Annotated in this window: 18 protein-coding genes; 8 read left to right on the forward strand and 10 right to left on the reverse strand. The window is 45.8% G+C overall.

The annotated features are described in order from the left end of the window. Positions 1–67 precede the first annotated feature (67 nt). The 4 genes from LZG74_RS00825 to LZG74_RS00840 form a co-directional block, all read right to left on the reverse strand. A complete protein-coding gene (locus LZG74_RS00825) occupies positions 68–688 on the reverse strand; it encodes an OmpH family outer membrane protein (protein ID WP_233794769.1) in 621 nt (206 codons plus the stop codon). 96 nt (positions 689–784) lie between these two features. Beyond that, positions 785–1,144: a hypothetical protein gene (locus LZG74_RS00830; RefSeq protein WP_233794770.1), complete on the reverse strand. Its 360-nt coding sequence runs from the start codon at positions 1,142–1,144 to the stop codon at positions 785–787. Between the two features lie 5 nt (positions 1,145–1,149). Further along, positions 1,150–3,597: a penicillin acylase family protein gene (locus LZG74_RS00835; protein WP_233794771.1), complete on the reverse strand. Its 2,448-nt coding sequence runs from the start codon at positions 3,595–3,597 to the stop codon at positions 1,150–1,152. Between the two features lie 42 nt (positions 3,598–3,639). Then, positions 3,640–4,368, reverse strand: coding sequence for a copper homeostasis protein CutC (locus LZG74_RS00840; RefSeq protein ID WP_233794772.1), 729 nt, complete (start codon positions 4,366–4,368; stop codon positions 3,640–3,642). Between the two features lie 277 nt (positions 4,369–4,645). On the opposite strand from LZG74_RS00840, the gene LZG74_RS00845 reads away from it, so the two are divergent. Then, complete coding sequence (locus LZG74_RS00845; RefSeq protein WP_013927448.1) at positions 4,646–4,867, forward strand: DUF2795 domain-containing protein; 222 nt, start codon at positions 4,646–4,648, stop codon at positions 4,865–4,867. 150 nt (positions 4,868–5,017) lie between these two features. Continuing rightward, the gene (locus LZG74_RS00850; RefSeq protein WP_233794773.1) at positions 5,018–5,671 is read left to right on the forward strand and encodes a helix-turn-helix domain-containing protein; all 654 of its coding nucleotides are present in this window, start codon (positions 5,018–5,020) and stop codon (positions 5,669–5,671) included. An 81-nt stretch (positions 5,672–5,752) separates the two neighbouring features. Here LZG74_RS00850 and LZG74_RS00855 read toward each other — a convergent pair whose 3' ends face one another. Beyond that, on the reverse strand, positions 5,753–6,106 hold the full coding sequence (locus tag LZG74_RS00855) for a DUF3127 domain-containing protein (RefSeq protein WP_233794774.1): 354 nt from the start codon (positions 6,104–6,106) through the stop codon (positions 5,753–5,755). Between the two features lie 83 nt (positions 6,107–6,189). Then, positions 6,190–7,329 (reverse strand): cystathionine gamma-synthase, encoded by a 1,140-nt coding sequence (locus LZG74_RS00860; RefSeq protein WP_233794775.1) that lies wholly within the window; start codon positions 7,327–7,329, stop codon positions 6,190–6,192. A 185-nt stretch (positions 7,330–7,514) separates the two neighbouring features. On the opposite strand from LZG74_RS00860, the gene LZG74_RS00865 reads away from it, so the two are divergent. From LZG74_RS00865 to LZG74_RS00885, 5 genes are all read left to right on the forward strand, one after another. After that, positions 7,515–8,198 carry a VTT domain-containing protein gene (locus LZG74_RS00865; protein ID WP_233794776.1) on the forward strand — a complete coding sequence of 228 codons (684 nt, stop codon included), beginning with the start codon at positions 7,515–7,517 and terminating at the stop codon, positions 8,196–8,198. 127 nt (positions 8,199–8,325) lie between these two features. Further along, positions 8,326–9,909, forward strand: a complete 1,584-nt coding sequence (locus tag LZG74_RS00870) for a sodium:solute symporter (RefSeq protein WP_233794777.1) — start codon at positions 8,326–8,328, stop codon at positions 9,907–9,909. A gap of 24 nt (positions 9,910–9,933) precedes the next feature. After that, a complete protein-coding gene (locus LZG74_RS00875; protein ID WP_233794778.1) occupies positions 9,934–10,905 on the forward strand; it encodes a dihydrodipicolinate synthase family protein in 972 nt (323 codons plus the stop codon). A 31-nt stretch (positions 10,906–10,936) separates the two neighbouring features. Then, complete coding sequence (locus tag LZG74_RS00880; RefSeq protein ID WP_233794779.1) at positions 10,937–11,287, forward strand: RNA polymerase sigma factor; 351 nt, start codon at positions 10,937–10,939, stop codon at positions 11,285–11,287. Positions 11,288–11,424: 137 nt separating this feature from the next. Next, a complete protein-coding gene (locus LZG74_RS00885) occupies positions 11,425–12,300 on the forward strand; it encodes an AraC family transcriptional regulator (protein ID WP_026629464.1) in 876 nt (291 codons plus the stop codon). A 3-nt stretch (positions 12,301–12,303) separates the two neighbouring features. On the opposite strand, the gene LZG74_RS00890 is transcribed toward LZG74_RS00885, so the two are convergent. The 4 genes from LZG74_RS00890 to prfB form a co-directional block, all read right to left on the reverse strand. Continuing rightward, positions 12,304–12,738, reverse strand: coding sequence for a DoxX family protein (locus tag LZG74_RS00890; RefSeq protein WP_233794780.1), 435 nt, complete (start codon positions 12,736–12,738; stop codon positions 12,304–12,306). An 80-nt stretch (positions 12,739–12,818) separates the two neighbouring features. Beyond that, complete coding sequence (locus tag LZG74_RS00895) at positions 12,819–14,108, reverse strand: MFS transporter (protein ID WP_233794781.1); 1,290 nt, start codon at positions 14,106–14,108, stop codon at positions 12,819–12,821. Positions 14,109–14,131: 23 nt separating this feature from the next. Next, on the reverse strand, positions 14,132–14,920 hold the full coding sequence (locus tag LZG74_RS00900) for an alpha/beta fold hydrolase (protein WP_233794782.1): 789 nt from the start codon (positions 14,918–14,920) through the stop codon (positions 14,132–14,134). A gap of 84 nt (positions 14,921–15,004) precedes the next feature. Beyond that, positions 15,005–16,079 (reverse strand): peptide chain release factor 2 gene (gene prfB / locus LZG74_RS00905; RefSeq protein ID WP_233794783.1). Its coding sequence is split into 2 segments (ribosomal slippage): positions 15,005–16,018 and positions 16,020–16,079, totalling 1,074 coding nucleotides; the frame shifts between segments, so codons are not numbered across the junction. A gap of 285 nt (positions 16,080–16,364) precedes the next feature. Between prfB and lpdA the strand changes: the two genes are divergently transcribed. Then, positions 16,365–17,762 (forward strand): dihydrolipoyl dehydrogenase, encoded by a 1,398-nt coding sequence (gene lpdA / locus LZG74_RS00910; RefSeq protein ID WP_233794784.1) that lies wholly within the window; start codon positions 16,365–16,367, stop codon positions 17,760–17,762. Positions 17,763–17,831 lie beyond the last annotated feature (69 nt).

Here is a 17,831-nt window from a genome sequence, read left to right on the forward strand (position 1 = left end):
TAGCACATAAAAAAGCAGGCCGCTAATTCAATTTAGCGGCCTGCTTTCGTTTTATACTTTATGTTGCTTACTTCTTTTTAGTAGAATCAGCTTTTGAAGCATTGCTTCCTTTGTATTCTTTGTTCAGGCCGTCAAGGATCTTTTGTGTTACGTCCAATGATGGATTAGCAAACAAAATCCCACCGCCTAGCGAGTAACCCAAAACGTATTCGAAACCATTCTCTTTGTTGTATTTCTCAATATAAGAACGGATGTTTTTGTAAAGTTCCTCGTTTTTCTTAGCCTCTTCCTGGCCAAGCGCTTGTGCGGATTGGTCACGGTAAGCAACCAGGTCCTGCTGTTTTTTCATCAATTGCGCCTCTGTCGAGCGTGCTTGCTCAGGCGTCATTGTTTGTGCTCTCTGCTGAAAAAACTGAACTTCATTCTGCAATGAACGGCCTTTTGTATTCAATTCGTTTTCAAGCTGGAAGTTCTTATTTTCCAGTTCTTTTCTTGTATCCTTAAAGAATTCGTAGTTTTTCAACAAAGAATCAACCTGAACATACACGGTTTTACGACCTGCTACTACACCACCATCTGCTGCTGCACCTGCATCTCCCGAAGGCTTACCTGAAAAATGTAAAAAGAATAACACCGCCACAGCCAGGGAAAGCACGATGTTCCAAATCAATGAAGTATTGTTGTTCACGTTTTTTGAGTTTTGTTTTTTGAACGAGCCGCAAAGATAATAATTTGTGTTTAAGTACAATGAATATCAGCGGCTGTGTAACAATTACGCGGAGTTTTATAAAGATATGCTTTTAGGCGGCGCAGAAATGAACATCCGGCGCACGAGCTGCCCTGATAACCCGGCCAATCCGCCCGTTAACCCGCCTAATAATGCTGAAACCAGCAGGAGCAATATGCCATTGGGCAAAGAAAATATGCCTGCAATCCGGTCGGACATGGCGCCGTCGGAGATAAAGTTTAAATAAAAGCCATAAGCCATCCATAATAGCCCAGTAGCCGCAAAACCTGTCCAGAATGCATTGGCTGCATTAGTTTGCCTGACTAGGAAAACCAAAAATGGCACGATGGCTATAACCCACCACGGGGCGAAAATTTGCAGCAATGCGGTCGCCAATAATATGATCAGGAAATTCATGAGCATTAAGGTTTTTGAAGCTTTACACTGAATGTCATACGCGGATGCTTCTGGGCTGGTTCAAGTAGATAGATGAGCTCATTAAGCTCCCCGTTTTCCCATTTTTTTAACAAATTCAAATAATAAGGACTTCCCGGGTTCCCCGATTGTCCGCCCGGATAAATGCCATAAGCCCGTGGCACAGGCCCCAGCTCCACCACCATCCGCCAGGAAGGTCCGTTCCGTTTCGTAATGGCATTCACAATGCTGCGGCCACCACCCACTTTCAACGGCGGTGCATTAAATGGTTTAAGACTTCTGCTCAAATGCCTGATTTCCGTTCCTTTCACCTTCGCCCACTGCCACGATTGGCTCATAGGTCCGTGGTGCTTGGTTAAGGTGTCGAGTGCCGCTTTAAAGCTGGTTACCGTCAGATCGGCCAGCGTTTCCTTTTCAGGGGTTGTAATGTTGTCGAACCATTTTTTATCAGGCTCATGGATGATCATAAATAATGTTCGGTCACGCGTAGGATATTCCAGGTTTTCACCGAATTCATCATTCCATATGCCAGCGTGCAGCAATGGCATCCATTCTTCAAAAATAGAGGTGGCAACCGATTCAGGTGCGTTTTGATAGTTCCAGTTAGCCAGTGTGATGGCTGCGGCTTTCTGAGAAGGGGTTAATATTTTTGGTTTTAATATTTCCAATAGTTTCGGTAAAATGTTTCTTGCCAAAACACTGAAATTATCGTTTTGTAACATTCTCAAACTATCGGCATTGGCGCTTGTCATGGACGTTAATCGCTCATTAATACGCACGCCGCGTTCCGTAGGAGCGAAAACCCAGTTGATAAAATAAGGATAGGAGGGGTCGGTGGAGGATTGGTTTGCACTGCTGACGAAACCTCTTTTCGGATTTTTCACATAAGGATTCTGTGCTGCCGGGATCCAGCCTTGCCAGTCTTCTGATGCATTCGTGCCATCAAGCACAAATTTCCCTTGTTCCTTGTATTTCAAAGGCAACTTGCCATTTACAGTAAGCGCAATATTCTTGCTGTTATCTGCAAAAACAAAATTTTGCGCGGGGCCCACATAATAGGTCAGTGCCTTGCGGTAATCGTCATAATTTTTGGCCTTATTCAGCTCATAAAATGTAAGAAAGCTATTTCCGGCCTCGTGTCCAATCCATTTGATGGCTAATTCCGGATGTTTTCCCGAGCTGTTGTCTGTTTCTGTAACCGGTCCGTGATGGGTGTATATAACTTCCTCCTCGTAAGGCTGCGCCTGTCCCTTCACATGAATTTGCTCCATGCGTTTCCTGGTCGGTTTCCATTGGTTGTCATGCCAGTATTGCGCCCTGGATTCGTCTTTGAATTTTATTTTATATAAATCAAAAACATCTGCATCCGTATTGGTAACGCCCCAGGCCACATGCTGGTTGAAACCGATAATCACACTTGGAATACCTGGCAGCGACACGCCATAAACATTCATCGACGGTGAATGCAGCTGAACCTGATACCAAATGGACGGCAATGTGAGTTCCAGGTGTGGATCATTGGCAAGTATTGGATAGCCGGTGATCGATTTCTCCGCGCTCACTGCCCAGTTATTGCTGCCAATCCCCTCCGGTTTCGCTTCACGTTGCGTTAATGCACCGGGAATTTTTTTGAATCGGGCCAGACTGTCGCTGTTGGCATGAGTTGTAGGCTTTCCAGGAATAGGAAGCGGCTCAAAATCCCACTTCGTCCCTGAGGGAATAATAGGGCTTTCCTGGAACATTGGGTAATCCGGGAACAGATCATTGACCACTTTTTCGCCGTACTTCTTCAAGACATTGCTCATATTCAGCTCATTGGACCGCCCGGCCAATGTTAATGTCATCTGTTCCAGCATATACATCGTATTGATCGGCTTCCATGCTTCCGGCTTGTAACCCAGCAGCTTAAACTCAATGGGATAATCTTTCGGCGCGAGCTGGTCAATGTACGCATTCACGCCAGCGGTATACCCTAGCAGCGCTTCCCTTGATTGCAGGTCTTTCATAGCCACCTGAATGTTGGCTTCGGCACCATAACCCATACCTAGCCGCCTGCTTTGCTGGTCCATTTCCAATGTTGCCTTGCCCAGCACTTCCGAAAGTCTCCCCGAGGCAGCGCGTATTTGCAAGTCCATTTGCCAGAGCCGGTCCTTAGCCGTTACAAAGCCCTGTGCGTAGAAAAGGTCAAAGTTGTTTTTGGCAAAAATATGGGCAACACCCGCGTCGTCGTAACGGATCGTCACTTCCTCTTTCAGTCCGTTGAGTTTCAGGATTTCTTCCCCTCCCTTATCAATGACCTTGTCGCCATTTTGCCCAAACCCAGTAAACGGACTCAAAAACGGGCCTAATGCGGGAGCCGGGCCGAGGGGCTTGTTCAGGAAATAAACAAGGCAAATTGTCGCAGCGAGTGAAACAAAAGCTTTCAAATACTTCATAGAGGGAGAATTGGGTGGCGCACTTTTAAAAGTCGCGCGGCATCAGGAAACTACTTGCACAATAGCCTCAACGAGAGCCAGATCGGCATACATAACCGAATGTTCGTCGGGAATGCCACCTGCCATAGAAATGTCTGCGGGAAAGTATTTTTGTCGACCCGGACGGAATGCCTTGGCGGTCAGGTGCAGCGAATGCACACCAGCCGCCGCTAACTGGGCAGCATTATCATGGTTTACACCAGCTCCCGCCATGATTTCGATGGAATCCCCTGCTTCCTTTGAAAGTTGTTCCAGCAGTGCAATGCCTTCCACTGCGGTTGGTTTCTGGCCGGATGTCAGAATGCGCTCAGCGCCTGTTTCAATTACTGCTTTTAGTGCTTTAACAGGGTCCGGCGTAAGGTCAAATGCACGGTGAAAAGTCACTTTCATAGGTTTTGCATGCTCTACGAGCGATTTCGTACGAGTGACATCGACCTGGCCGTCACTGGTTAAAATGCCTAATACTACACCATTTGCCCCTAATTTTTTAGCCAGATCAATATCCTTTCTCATGATTTCTTCCTCGAAAATATCGTAAACGAAATCGCCGCCACGGGGCCTAATCATGACAAAAATATCGATATCAATGTGTTGTCTTACGAGTTCTATCAAGCCTGCGCTGGGCGTTGTCCCGCCTTCGCCCAGTCCGCCGCACAATTCAATCCTCCCTGCGCCGCCAGCCTGTGCATTGATACAAGATTCCAAAGAATAAGCGCAAACTTCAATAGTCATAATATTGCTTTTATAATGATTGGGAAAATTACAAAAAGGTTTTCAGGATTGAAGACAGTGGCTGGGAATTGTACACAAAGGCTTAGGCATATCTGCTGCGACTTTATTGGCTTCCTGAATATTGTAACTGGTTGGTAAATAGAGTATTAGTAATATTGGGAAAATTAAATTTTGAGGGAAGCAATTATTTTTGTTTTTTTTCGCTTTAAGCTTTTAAAAGATGTCAAATTTTTTACTTTTGCAGAAAAGTAAGTAACTATTAATAGGCGAAAATATTATGTACTGGACTCTCGAACTCGCGTCATATCTTGAAGATGCTCCCTGGCCAGCTACCAAAGACGAGCTAATTGACTTTGCAATCAGAACAGGCGCTCCGTTAGAAGTAGTTGAAAACCTACAGGAGCTTGAAGATGACGGTCAGCCTTATGAAAGCATTGAAGAAATTTGGCCCGATTATCCCACCAAAGACGATTTCTTTTTCAACGAAGATGAATACTAGATAGAGAGGACGGCACTTACCAGTGCCGTTTTTTTTGTCCCAATGCCCGAAAACTTTTACAGAATCTGCTGCGCATTATTTTTTTAATCTGATAAAAGGAATGTAAATTGTTAGCGTTATCATATTGTAGATATCTATCCATTCCAACCGATGGAGCTTCGATTATTGAAAGAGTTGGTTAAGAAAGGTGAGGGTGAACATTTGGAATTCAAGTTGAAATCCAATCACCCGGAAAAGATCGTCCGTGAAGTTGTGGCATTTGCTAACTCCGGTGGTGGGAAACTCTTCGTCGGGGTGGGAGACGACAAAACGATAAAAGGCCTGAAAGATGCAGAGGAAGATGAGTACACGCTCACGAAGGCCATCGACAAATTTATTTATCCCAAAATCAGCTATAAAAAAGAAAGGATCCCGGTAAGTTCGGACCGCGATGTGCTCGTGCTGACCATTCCCAAAAGTATTGATAAGCCGCATTATGTGGTGGACAACACGGGAAACAGGCAGGCTTATATCCGCGTTGAAGACAAATCAATCCAGGCTAGCCGGGAAATGAAAGAAATCATGCGCAGGGGAAGAGGCGAGCGGGATATCCGTTTTCAGTATGGTGATAAGGAGGAAAAGCTGATGAAGCTTCTGGACGAAAAGGAATCTGTTACGGTGGATCTGTTTGCTGCCTTCGCTGGAATCCCACGAAAGATTGCTTCCAACACTTTGGTCGTGATGGTGCTGGCGCGGATCCTGGAAGTGCATCCGCACGAAATGATCGATAAGTTTACCATGTCAATGGCTTATCAATCCAATTAGTATCAAAAAAATAAAAATCCCGGCTCTGCATCATTTGCTGTCCATAGCAATGTGCGGAGCCGGGATTTTATATGCTTGATTTTAGAAAGGAAGATCGTCCGATTCGTCTTCGCTGAATGTGGTTACGGGTGGCAATGGCTGACCGCCTGCGTTCGAGCCTGAGTTGCCGCTTCCTGCTTTGTCCACTTTCCATGCCTTAACCTCGGTATACCAGCGAGAATTGTATTCGCGGCTTTCCACGTCGATAGACGCAGTTACCTGGTCGTTGATCTGCAAGTTGGCTTGGTCGATTTTATCTCCCCACAGCGCGATGCATACTTTTTTGGGATATTGAGAAGGGATTTCCAGAATGAATTCCTGCTTGCGCCAAGCTCCGTTTTTTCCCTGTCCTGTTACTTCGGGAAGCAAAGCGATGACCGTTCCTGTTAATTCCATTATGATTATATTTTTTAGTGCCTGAAAAAAATGTGATGCCAAAAGTAAGGTTTTTGAACTTTGATTGCAAAGCAAACAACAACCTATCCGATGGCCTGTTCCAGATCGGCTATCAGGTCTTCCACGTCTTCAATTCCAACACTGAGGCGGATTAATGTGTCTTTTAAGCCTGTTTTGAGCCTTTCTTCTTTGGGAATGCTGGCGTGCGTCATACTAGCCGGATGCGTGCAAAGCGATTCCACGCCTCCCAATGATTCGCCCAAGGAAAAAACTTCCAGGTTTTCCATCACGCGCACGGCTTCTTCATACACATCGCCTTTTAATTCAAATGACAACATGCCGCCATAACCGCGCATTTGCCTGCTGGCCAGGTCATAGGATGGGTGCGAGGGCAGCCCGGGATAGTAAACCTTTCCAACTTTTGGATGCGCTTGGAGCCATTGGGCCACTTCCAATGCGTTTTCACAATGCCGCTGCATGCGGATATGCAGTGTTTTTATTCCCCTCAAAACCAGAAAACAATCCTGCGGACCCGGAACCGCCCCGCTGGCATTTTGAATGAATGCCAATTGCTTAGCCAGCTCGTCATCATTGGTAATCAACGCGCCCATCACCGTGTCTGAATGCCCGCCGAGATATTTTGTCACTGAATGCATCACGATATCCGCGTCCATATCGAGCGGATTCTGCAAATAGGGCGAGGCAAACGTATTGTCGACAACGCTGTGAAACCCTTTTTCGCGGCACAGGTTGGTTATGGCTCTAATGTCCACGATTTTGAGCAGCGGATTGGTGGGCGTTTCGATCCATATCATTTTGGTTTTCTCAGAAATCGCGTTCCTCACATTTGTAACATTGCTCATATCCACAAATTTGAAAACCATTCCGAATGGCTCGAAAATGCGTTTCATAATCCGGTAAGTGCCTCCGTAAATGTCGTTGGTGACGATAATTTCGTCGCCGGGCTTGTATAATTTCAGCACCGCGTCGGTGGCAGCGAGTCCGGATGCGTAGCAAATGCCGTGTTTGCCATTTTCCAATGCGGCCAGTGCATTTTGCAATGCGGTTCGCGTGGGATTATGGGTGCGGGAATATTCGTAGCCCTTATGCTTGCCCGGACTCTCCTGCACGTAGGTGGACGTCTGGTAAATGGGCGTCATAATAGCGCCGGTGGTCGGGTCCGGCTCCACGCCGGCATGTATGGCTTTTGTTGCGAATTTCATTCTTTGGAATTTTGTGTAAAGGCCACGGATGCACCAATGTTCACTAATAGCAATACTATTCGTGAACATTGGTGCATCCGTGGCAAGAAGAACAAGGCATAAAGTCAAGATTAGGAAAAACCTTTTAACCAAACAAGTGGTTATCATTATACGCGGAACGAACTGAAAAGTTAAACAGAAAAGCATTGGAGACTTCCTCCCCCAAAAAGTTATCATTACCCGTCATCATAAGCATCTTGCTGACGGTGGTTCCGCTTGTTACAACCTCCATAGCAACTGCCTGGGCCGTTGGGCATGAGAGTCAGCTGCGCAGCTGGCCTTTTGAATGGTGGGTTATCGCAACGCTTATATTAACATTGGCATCCTCCGTCGCACTTACTCCGCCCACGTTTCTGGCATTGGTTTACGGATATTTCCTGGGATGGACCGCATTACCCTTGCTTTTCGGCTTGAATTTGGGCGCAATCGCCATCATTTACGCTTCTGCTAATTTCCTGCACGCATCTTCCATTCGCGGCTATCTGATCCAGGTTTACCCGCAAGTGAACTCGCTGCTCTGCAGGTTTTATCAAAATGAATTAAGGCTGATATTTTTTGCCAAACTTTCACCCGTTCTGCCTTTCGCCATTACCAATCTTTTTTTCGCTATGGCAGGCGCGCGGTTCAAACAAGTGATTGCTGGCGGGACGCTGGGAATGATTCCGCGAACGGTCCTGGCAGTTTGGGCGGGCCGTGAAGCGCGTGACATTCGTTATCTGCTGGAACATCCTAATGAAGGTTTAGCGACAAAAATTATATTGATCCTCCTCATCGTCGTCTCGACAATTGGCATCGGTTATTTCTTCAAAGACAAGAAGATAGCAGAATAATCACATTACGCTTTTCAAAGCGGCTCTCCTTTGGTAATATCGTACAATAAATAGGCATAAAACGATATAAATCCAGTGGTTCGATCCTGTTTCTTTGTCATAAAGTTATAATTGTCCGAAAAGTTTAATGAAATCCTTACCATTCGTCGATCTCGTCATCGTTATTGCCTACCTGGTTGGGATGGTTGGTGTCGGCATTTATTTTTCGCGCAACAACAACAGCACGGACCAGTTTACGAAGGCTTCGGGCAAAATTCCTGGCTGGGCAATCGGAATCTCCATTTACGCTACTTTTTTAAGCAGTAACACATTTTTAGGCGTTCCCGGAAAAGCTTATGGGAGCAACTGGAATTCCTTTGTTTTCAGCTTATCCATGCCATTTGCTGCCTGGGTTGCAACGAAGTTTTTCATTCCTTTTTACAGAAATACAGGAGCAGTTTCGGCTTATACGCATCTGGAAGAACGTTTTGGTCCCTGGGCAAGAACTTATGCCGTAGTCTGTTTTTTGCTTACTCAACTGGCCAGAATGGGTTCTATCTTTTTTGGAATTGCATTGAGTCTTCAGGCGCTTACGGGTTACCCCATGTCTACAATCATGATCGTAGTGGGCATTTGCATAGTGCTTTATACGGTAATGGGCGGAATGGAGGCGGTGATCTGGACGGAGGTTGTGCAAGGGGTGATTAAAACGGTGGGCGCATTTGTAATTCTTTACCTGGTGGTGTCAGGAATGGAAGGAGGTTTTCCAAAGATCGTGGAAATCGGTAAGGCCAATGACAAATTTAGTCTGGGGAGTTTTGCGCCTGATTTTACGCAAGCATCGTTTTGGGTGGTGCTGCTATATGGGTTTTTCATGAACCTGAACAATTTCGGCATGGACCAGAATTACGTCCAACGCTATCATACGACCTCGTCGATTAAAGAGGCAGCCAGTTCGGTTTGGCTTTGTGTTTATCTTTATTTGCCCGTTTCGCTGATATTCTTTTTACTCGGATCTTGTCTTTACGCATACTACCAAAGCAATCCTGAGCTGCTCAACATTATACGCATGCAGGTGGCAGCGGAAAGATTACCGAACGGCTCTTCCCAGGCCATTGCCCAATTGGCTTCCACATTGACCCCAGCCGATTATGGCGATAAGGTTATGCCGCATTTTATGGTTAATAAAGTGCCTGTGGGCTTGCTAGGACTCATTATTGCCGCCATTATGTCTGCTGCAATGAGCACGATCAGCTCAGGCATGAATGCATCGGCAACCGTTTTCTCTGTGGATATTTATCAAAAATATATCAAATCAGATCTCACACAAAAAGAGTCGTTAAGGCTGCTATACATTGCTACGACGGTTTTCGGACTGCTGGGAATGATTACCGGAATTGCCATGATCGGGGTGAAAAGTGTGCTGGATGTGTGGTGGATGCTTTCGGGGATTTTCGCCGGTGGAATGCTTGGGTTATTCTTACTGGGCATTGTATCAAGATCAACTAAAAACACGGAAGCGCTGACTGCCACATTAATAGGCATTGCGGTTATTATCTGGATGACATTTTCTACACAACTTCCCGCCCAATACGAATATCTGCGTAACCCGCTGCATCAGAATATGATCATGGTCGTAGGCACGCTTACGATATTTTTAACCGGCATGTTGCTGACGAGGCTGAAAGGCAAAACGCAGCCGGAAGAAGAAGTTTTTGCAGACAAACACTAACACAATACATTCGACATCAATATCATGAACTACGCAACACCCTCCTCTGACTCATTGCCCCAAGGATTCATCCCTGTTATGTTAACCCCGTTTCTTAAATCAGGAGCGGTGGATTATGTTGGATTAAGAGCATTAACAGACTTGTATCTGGAAGCCGGTGCGACAGGCTTGTTTGCCAATTGCTTGTCAAGTGAAATGTTTGAATTGTCGGAGCAGGAGCGCCTGGATGTAACTCAGACTGTTGTAGATCAGGTGGATGGCCGCGTGCCGGTGGTTGCAACGGGCACATTTCCTGGAAGTGTAGCCGAGCAGGCGGCATTTACAAAACGTATATATGCAACCGGTGTGCAGGCTGTAATCATCATTACGGGGCTTATGGCCGAAGAAACAGAATCAGATGAAGTTTTTACCAGCCGCGTTCTTGAACTGATCTCGCTTACAGATAGCATTCCTCTTGGACTGTATGAATGTCCCGTTCCTTACAAACGGTTGATTAACAGTGAAATACTGGAAACGCTCATGTCGACGGGCCGCATCATTTACCATAAAGATACCAGTCTGGATCTGGATGAAGTGAAGCGGCGGATAGCAGTCGCGGATGGACATAAGTTTGGTCTTTACGATGCGTATATGGTGAATGCTGTGGCATCGCTACGAGCGGGCGCTGCGGGGCTATCGTGCATTCAGGGTAATATTTTTCCGGAGCTTGTCGTCTGGATATGTGAGCATTACAATGATCCGGCGGCAGCGGATGCGCTTGCCGAAGTGCAGCAGTTTCTGGAAGATTCCATGGACGTTGTCCACTCCGCTTATCCTACGATTGCCAAGTACAGCCTGAAACGCCGCGGCTTCCCGATCTCAACTTACACAAGAAGGGAAGTGGATGCATTAACGCCCGCATTACAGTCACAAATGGACGAACTGCTGGAAGAAGTGGAGCATTTACAGGCATCATTAGGCATTACCAGCATTTTTAAAAAGAACCTGGTTAAATAAAAAACCATTTCTACCCTTAATTCTTAAAGCTATGGATTTCCCAAATCAACACATTCTTTATCAGATCAAACAGGGGGATGAGGCTGCTTTCACGCAACTTTGCTCATACTTTTACTTTCCTGCGGTGAAATTCTGCACAGTAATTTTAAAAGATCAAAAAGAGGCTGAAACGATTACGGAAAGCGTTTTTGCGAGAATTTGGGATCAGCGTGTTGACATTAAAGCAGAGGAAAATTTTCAGGCTTATCTTTTTTTAAATTTAAAAAGTGAAATCTTTTGCCAGATGAACCGCTACAACAATCCGGCGGCTAAGGAAAGATTTTTGAACAAGATCCACTCTTTCAGCGTCAATCAGCCATTTTCGACCAGCCATAAGAAGTAACCTTAGTAAATTAAAATAATTGCCGGATTTGATATAACTATTTTAAACTTTTTACGATAAACGTAGATAGATATTCCAAAAAATTTCTTTTTAGATTGAATGTTGGCAACATTATGTTGTCAAGAAGATATTTAAAAATGAAACCGCACTTTCATAAAGTTCCGATTGCGTCCCGGACTTCTTTCAGCATCCGCCACGACAAAGATTCCGGCTTCGGCACAGTATGGCATTACCATCCTGAATTGGAGCTTCATTACCTGATTAAGGGAACCGGCGTGCGGTTCATCGGAGATAATATCAGCAATTTTTCAGACGGAGAGCTCATTCTGCTGGGCGAAAACCTGCCGCACACCTGGCGTGTTGAAGAGGGTTCGAGCAATACAGCTGTGGAGGTGATCATTGTTCACTTTTTGCCTAATTGCCTGGGAAGTGAATTGCTGCAATTGCCGGAAGCGTATCAAATCCCCAAACTTTACGAAAAAGCGCGGCGCGGACTTTTGATTAAAGGCAAAGCAAAGGAGGGGATTATTCCATTGATGAAAGCGGCCGTTAATGCGCAAAACCTGGACAGGCTGATTGCATTGCTTTCTATATTAAAGATTCTTGCGGAAGCAACCGATTTAGAAACCATCGCATCGGCACACGCCTTTTACAAATCCAATGATTCGGAAACGTTGCGGCTTAACAAAATATACGCCTATACGCTCTCAAACTACCGAAACGACATTTCCTTGCAGGACGTCGCGTCCATTGCGAACCTTGGGATAACTTCCTTTTGCCGTTATTTCAAATTAATGACCAAGAAGACTTACAATGATTTTCTGGTAGAAATCCGCATCAGCCAGGCTTGCCGGTTTTTGATTGAGGATAAATTGGCGACAGAAGTGATTTGCTTTGAGTGCGGCTTTAATAATGTTTCCAATTTCTACCGGCATTTCAAGAAAGTGACGGATATGACGCCATTGGAATACAAAAGAAAATATTTGTATAAAACCGCACCCGAGCTGATCTAACGGCTACCGGTCGTGCATTTTCATCCATTCATCCATCGAAAGCTTGCCGGAACCGACAACGGCGAAAGTGACTACCAGAATCAATGTGATCATGGAAAGCCAGAGTTCGGAGTTCAGGTAAGAAAATCCTGAGCGAAAGTTGACGAAAAATACCGCGACGAGTAAGATTGGAATTTGAATGATCGCAGAAATGCGTGTAAGGCAACCAAGCGCGATCAGAAATCCACCAAAAATATGTGCGAACGCTACGTAATGCACAGATGCAACCGTATACAAATGAAGATCAAGTCCTGTTACCAGCTTCGATAAGCGCGTGGTGTCGCTGATAAAGCTGATGCCTTTCACAAACAGAAATACTCCCAAAGCAATACGAACTATATCCAGCCATGCCGGATGATGCGTATCGCCCCAATGCTCGATTCGGTTCATCATGTTCATAACTTCTAAAAGTTTTGGTTTTCAGAAAGTTATACATTCGAAAGGATTATGTCAAGAGATAATTTATCTTTTCCAAGGCTCTAATCGATGAGCGAAGTGTGTTTGGTATCCTTCATTTTGAAATAAATGATGAGCGAGATAAATATGCACCCCGTAACATACCAGTAATAGTAACTTTCATGACCTAAGTTCTTCGCCCAGAGCGCCAGATATTCTGCCGTCCCGCCGAAAACTGCAACCGTAATCGAGTAGGGGAGCCCTACGCCCAGCGCCCGCACTTCCACGGGAAAAAGCTCTGCCTTTACAACTGCGTTAATGGAAGTATAGCCGCTCACAATGATGAGCGCCGCCATAAGCAGGCCAAATGCCGACCACATATCCGTCGTGTGGCTTAATGTGCTTAGCAACGGATAAGTGAAGATCGTCCCCAGCACACCAAACGAAATCAGCAGCGGACGACGGCCTATTTTATCGCTCAATGCTCCGAAAACGGGCTGCAAAAGCGCAAAGATCAACAAAGAGCAGAATGTCAGGATCGTCGATTGATATTTGGTCAGGCCAACGGTGTTAACCAGAAACTTCTGCATGTAAGTGGTGTATGTATAAAAGGCAAGTGTGCCGCCTAATGTAAGTCCAACCACAACCAGAATGGCCTTAGGATGCTTCAAAAGCTCTTTCAGAGAGCCTTTTTTCCTGATCGTTTCCTCTTTGGCAATGAATGCCTCAGTTTCATTTAAATGCGTTCGCAAATAAAGTGCAACCAGCGAAAGTGCAGCGCCAACCACAAAAGGAATGCGCCAGCCCCATTCGTGCATTTGCTTATCATCCAGAAATACATTTTGAAGAATAAGCTGTAAGCCCAATGCCAGCAACTGGCCGCCTATTAATGTCACATATTGAAAGCTGGAATAGAATCCACGCCGCTCTTTGGTAGCGACTTCGCTCAGATACGTGGCGGAAGTTCCATATTCACCTCCCACGCTTAACCCTTGCAAAAGCCTGGCAACCAGCAATAAAATAGGCGCTGCTATGCCAATGCTGTTATAACCCGGCAGAAATGCAATCAGCAATGAGCCAAACGACATCAGCAGAACCGACAATGTCATAGCCTCTTTTCTCCCTTTCGTATCAGCCAGTTTACCAAAAATATAGCCACCGATCGGGCGCATGAGAAAGCCCACGGCGAAGATTCCGGCGGTGTTGAGAAGCTGGACAGTAGGATTGGAATCGGGGAAAAAGCTGTTGGCAAAATAGAGGGAAAAAGCGGAATATGCGTACCAGTCGTACCATTCAACCAAGTTTCCGGCGGAGCCGCCCATAATGGCTTTCAGGCGCCAGTTTGTATCATTCTTCGGTAAAGTTTGCTGCATGCGGCGGGTTTAGTTTCCTCAATTTACTTAAATAAAGCAAAAATCCATGAGGCCGCCTGCTCAACCAGCTGCGTATGACCGCTTTTGAGTTGAATATATTGGTTTTTAGGAATCAAATCCGCAAGTCGCCTGACGGCTGCGGGTTTCAATAGTTTATCAAATTGGCCTACGAACAAATAAATCGAAACATTATTGATTGAAGCCTTCTCGTAAAGCGCAGAAATGTCAAATCGCAAATCCCGGAAATGAACCCAGGAATTGTAAACGGTTTGCCGTTTTTCAGGTGTATTAAGCACTTGCTGCGTAAAACGATACAAACTCGCATTCACCAAGCCAGCTTGTTGAAGCACATTCGCAACCTTAAAAAAGGCCTCCGGACGCTTCATAGACCAGCGAAAAAGCCCCCGTGCAGGAGCAAAGCGGCTCGCCAGCGAATAAAGCGGATGCTCCGAAACCCCATCGGGAGCAATCAGAAATACATCATCAACACGCTCCGGAAAACCTTCCAAAGTAGCCAAAGCAAACCGCCCACCCATGCTGAAACCGGCAATGTCGAACCTGCCAATCTTCTCCGTTTCAAGAAAATGCCGAACCTGCTCCACCCAAAACTGCTTGGTAACAACCCCTGACTGAACCCCCAAACTCAGCCCATGAAAATAGAGATCAAAAGCATAAATGGTATAACGTTCGCCTAGCATCTTCTCAAAAGGTCGAAAGCAACTCGCCCCATCCTGCCCGATGCCGTGAAATGCAAGGAGAATGCGGTTTCCGCGGCCTAGTTTGTGGAAGGGGAGTGGGACGTCAGAGGCCATACATAGATTTGGATTGCGGATTAAAAAAACCTCCAAGCATATCCATCGACCTGGACTTGCAAGGAGGTTTTGTTTTCAGAAATCTTACGATTCCATCAGATATGCCTTGATAAAATCATTGATCTCACCATTCAATACAGCATCTGTGTTCGATGTCTGGTGATCGGTTCGGTGGTCTTTTACGCGGCGGTCGTCGAGGACGTAGCTGCGGATCTGGGAGCCCCATTCGATTTTTCGCTTGGATGCTTCCACTTCTGCACGCGCGGAATTCCGTTTTTCGAGCTCGATCTGGTAAAGTCGTGACTTCAAAAGCCTGATAGCCACTTCTTTATTCATCAACTGAGAACGTTCCTGCTGACAGGCAATGATGATCCCGGAAGGCTTGTGATGCAAACGCACCGCGGTTTCCACTTTGTTCACATTCTGGCCACCTGCTCCACCGGAACGATAGGTGTCCCAGGTAATGTCGGCGAGGTTAACATCAATTTCAATGTTGTCATCGGCCAGCGGATACACGTAAACGGATGTGAACGAAGTATGCCTTCTGGCGTTGGAATCGAAGGGAGAAATGCGGACAAGCCTGTGCACGCCGTTTTCTGATTTCAAATTTCCGTAAGCGTATTCACCATCAATTTCCAATGTAACGGACTTAACACCAGCCACATCGCCATCCTGCAAATCCACTTCCCGGACCTTGTAACCATTTTTCTCAGCCCACATAATGTACATGCGCATGAGCATGGATGCCCAGTCCTGCGACTCCGTTCCGCCTGCGCCTGCATTGATCTCAATCACAGCCGGCAGTTCGTCGCCTTCTTCCCCCATCATTTTCCGGAATTCCACTTCTTCCAGCTTGTTGGAAAGTTTCACGCCTTCTTCATCCACTTCTTCTTCTGTTGCTTCGTCGGCTTCATAAAATTCCCAAATCGTGTCCAGATCGTCCCGCAGGCGCGACAATTCTTCGTATCCATTGGTCCAGAATTTCAATCCGCGGATTTCCCGCATTGTTTTTTCGGCACGTTCTGAATCGTTCCAGAACTCCGGTTGAACAGTTTGCTGTTCAAGATCTTCTAGTTGTTTTTTTCGGTTATCGTAGTCAAAGATACCTCCCCAAAGCCTCTACACGGGCCTTCAAGTCTTTCAATTGCTCTGCAGTCATTTGAATTTTTTGAATTTAAGTTTGAAAATAGTCTTGTTGGCCGTCGCCTATGAGTCTCTCTGTCAGCCTGAGCGGAGACGAAGGCACGCTACTCCTTGGTAACGCGTCTTCGGCTCCGCTCAGACTGACAAGGCCCGGCCGCGGGCAACAAAGCTACAACAATTAGCAATATCCCTCAGTTTCACGGCAAATACGAGGCGTTGTAGATGTAGTCTTTCCGGCAAATCGTCTTAACTTTGCAGGAAATTTTTGTCAACCCATTTCGTACAATAAAAATACCGGAAAATGGCTCAAGCATATGATGTGATAGTAATTGGCAGCGGCCCGGGAGGTTATCCCGCAGCCATTCGCGCTTCCCAATTAGGACTTAAAGTAGCAATTGTTGAAAAAGAAAGTTTAGGTGGAATATGCCTTAACTGGGGCTGCATTCCTACCAAAGCACTTCTGAAAAGTGCGCAGGTTTTTGAATACATTAAGCATGCAAAAGATTACGGGATCAATGTTGGTGAGTATGCTGCTGATTTCGGTGCAGTGATCCAGCGTAGCCGCGGCGTTGCCGATACCATGAGCAAGGGCGTTTCTTTTTTGATGAAAAAGAACAAGATCGATGTCCTTATGGGAACAGGCAAGGTGAAAGGCCAGAAAACAGTTGCAGTTACAGACAAAGACGGTAAAACAACGGACTACACAGCTGGTAAAGGCGTTATTATCGCCACCGGCGCGCGTGCTCGTGAGTTGCCGAATATTAAGATCGACGGTCAGAAAGTTATCGAATACCGCAAAGCAATGAGCCTTGAAAAACAGCCAGCTTCTATGTTGGTGGTTGGATCAGGTGCGATTGGAATGGAATTCGCTTATGTATATGCTTCCATGGGCACGAAAGTGACTGTGGTTGAATTCCTGCCAAACCTTGTTCCGGTTGAGGACGAGGATATATCAAAAGAAATTGCAAAGCAATACAAAAAGCTGGGCATCGAAACTTACGTAAACTCAACGGTTGAGACCGTGGATACATCCGGAAACGGTTGTAAAGTTTCTGTGAAGACGCCGGACGGACAGAAATCATTTGAAGTAGATATCGTGCTTTCGGCTGCCGGAATCGTTGCTAATCTTGAAAATATTGGTCTGGAAGAAACAGGCATTAAAACGGATAAAGGCAAAATCACGGTAAACGAATGGTATGAAACCAGCGTTCCAGGGTTTTATGCGATTGGTGACTGCACGCCTGGCCCTGCTTTGGCACACGTTGCTACGGCTGAGGGAATTATCTGTGCTGAAAAAATTGCAGGGCACAAAACGGAAGCATTGGACTACGGAAATATTCCGGGTTGTACTTACTGCCAGCCTGAAATTGCGTCTGTTGGATTTACAGAGAAAAAAGCAAAAGAAGCTGGTTACGACATTAAAGTAGGTAAATTCCCATTCAAGGCGTCGGGTAAGGCGGTTGGAGCAGGTGTTACCGACGGTTTTGTGAAAGTGATCTTTGACGCAAAATATGGTGAGTTCCTTGGTGCTCACATGATTGGTGCCAATGTTACGGAAATGATCGCTGAGGTGGTTGTAGCCCGTAAATTGGAAACTACTTCTCATGAGATTATGCGTGCAATCCATCCGCACCCAACAATGTCCGAAGCACTGAAAGGAGCAACGGAAGCGGCTTACGGTGAAGCGATTGATTTGTAACATTAAATAAGTTATTGCTTGAAATAAGGGTATTCATTCATTTGGATGCCCTTATTTTTTGCTATTTAT

It is taken from the genome of Dyadobacter sp. CY327, from assembly GCF_021390415.1.
Classification (GTDB): domain Bacteria; phylum Bacteroidota; class Bacteroidia; order Cytophagales; family Spirosomataceae; genus Dyadobacter; species Dyadobacter chenhuakuii.

Bases quoted from the DNA above. Each gene is read 5' to 3' on its own strand.
- LZG74_RS00835 (WP_233794771.1), bottom strand. From the start codon at position 3,597: ATGAAGTATTTGAAAGCTTTTGTTTCACTCGCTGCGACAATTTGCCTT.
- LZG74_RS00880 (WP_233794779.1), top strand. From the start codon at position 10,937: ATGGATTTCCCAAATCAACACATTCTTTATCAGATCAAACAGGGGGAT.
- LZG74_RS00850 (WP_233794773.1), top strand. From the start codon at position 5,018: ATGGAGCTTCGATTATTGAAAGAGTTGGTTAAGAAAGGTGAGGGTGAA.
- LZG74_RS00855 (WP_233794774.1), bottom strand. From the start codon at position 6,106: ATGGAATTAACAGGAACGGTCATCGCTTTGCTTCCCGAAGTAACAGGA.
- LZG74_RS00885 (WP_026629464.1), top strand. From the start codon at position 11,425: ATGAAACCGCACTTTCATAAAGTTCCGATTGCGTCCCGGACTTCTTTC.
- LZG74_RS00840 (WP_233794772.1), bottom strand. From the start codon at position 4,368: ATGACTATTGAAGTTTGCGCTTATTCTTTGGAATCTTGTATCAATGCA.
- LZG74_RS00900 (WP_233794782.1), bottom strand. From the start codon at position 14,920: ATGGCCTCTGACGTCCCACTCCCCTTCCACAAACTAGGCCGCGGAAAC.
- lpdA (WP_233794784.1), top strand. From the start codon at position 16,365: ATGGCTCAAGCATATGATGTGATAGTAATTGGCAGCGGCCCGGGAGGT.
- LZG74_RS00870 (WP_233794777.1), top strand. From the start codon at position 8,326: ATGAAATCCTTACCATTCGTCGATCTCGTCATCGTTATTGCCTACCTG.
- LZG74_RS00875 (WP_233794778.1), top strand. From the start codon at position 9,934: ATGAACTACGCAACACCCTCCTCTGACTCATTGCCCCAAGGATTCATC.
- LZG74_RS00830 (WP_233794770.1), bottom strand. From the start codon at position 1,144: ATGAATTTCCTGATCATATTATTGGCGACCGCATTGCTGCAAATTTTC.
- LZG74_RS00890 (WP_233794780.1), bottom strand. From the start codon at position 12,738: ATGAACATGATGAACCGAATCGAGCATTGGGGCGATACGCATCATCCG.
- LZG74_RS00895 (WP_233794781.1), bottom strand. From the start codon at position 14,108: ATGCAGCAAACTTTACCGAAGAATGATACAAACTGGCGCCTGAAAGCC.
- LZG74_RS00860 (WP_233794775.1), bottom strand. From the start codon at position 7,329: ATGAAATTCGCAACAAAAGCCATACATGCCGGCGTGGAGCCGGACCCG.
- LZG74_RS00845 (WP_013927448.1), top strand. From the start codon at position 4,646: ATGTACTGGACTCTCGAACTCGCGTCATATCTTGAAGATGCTCCCTGG.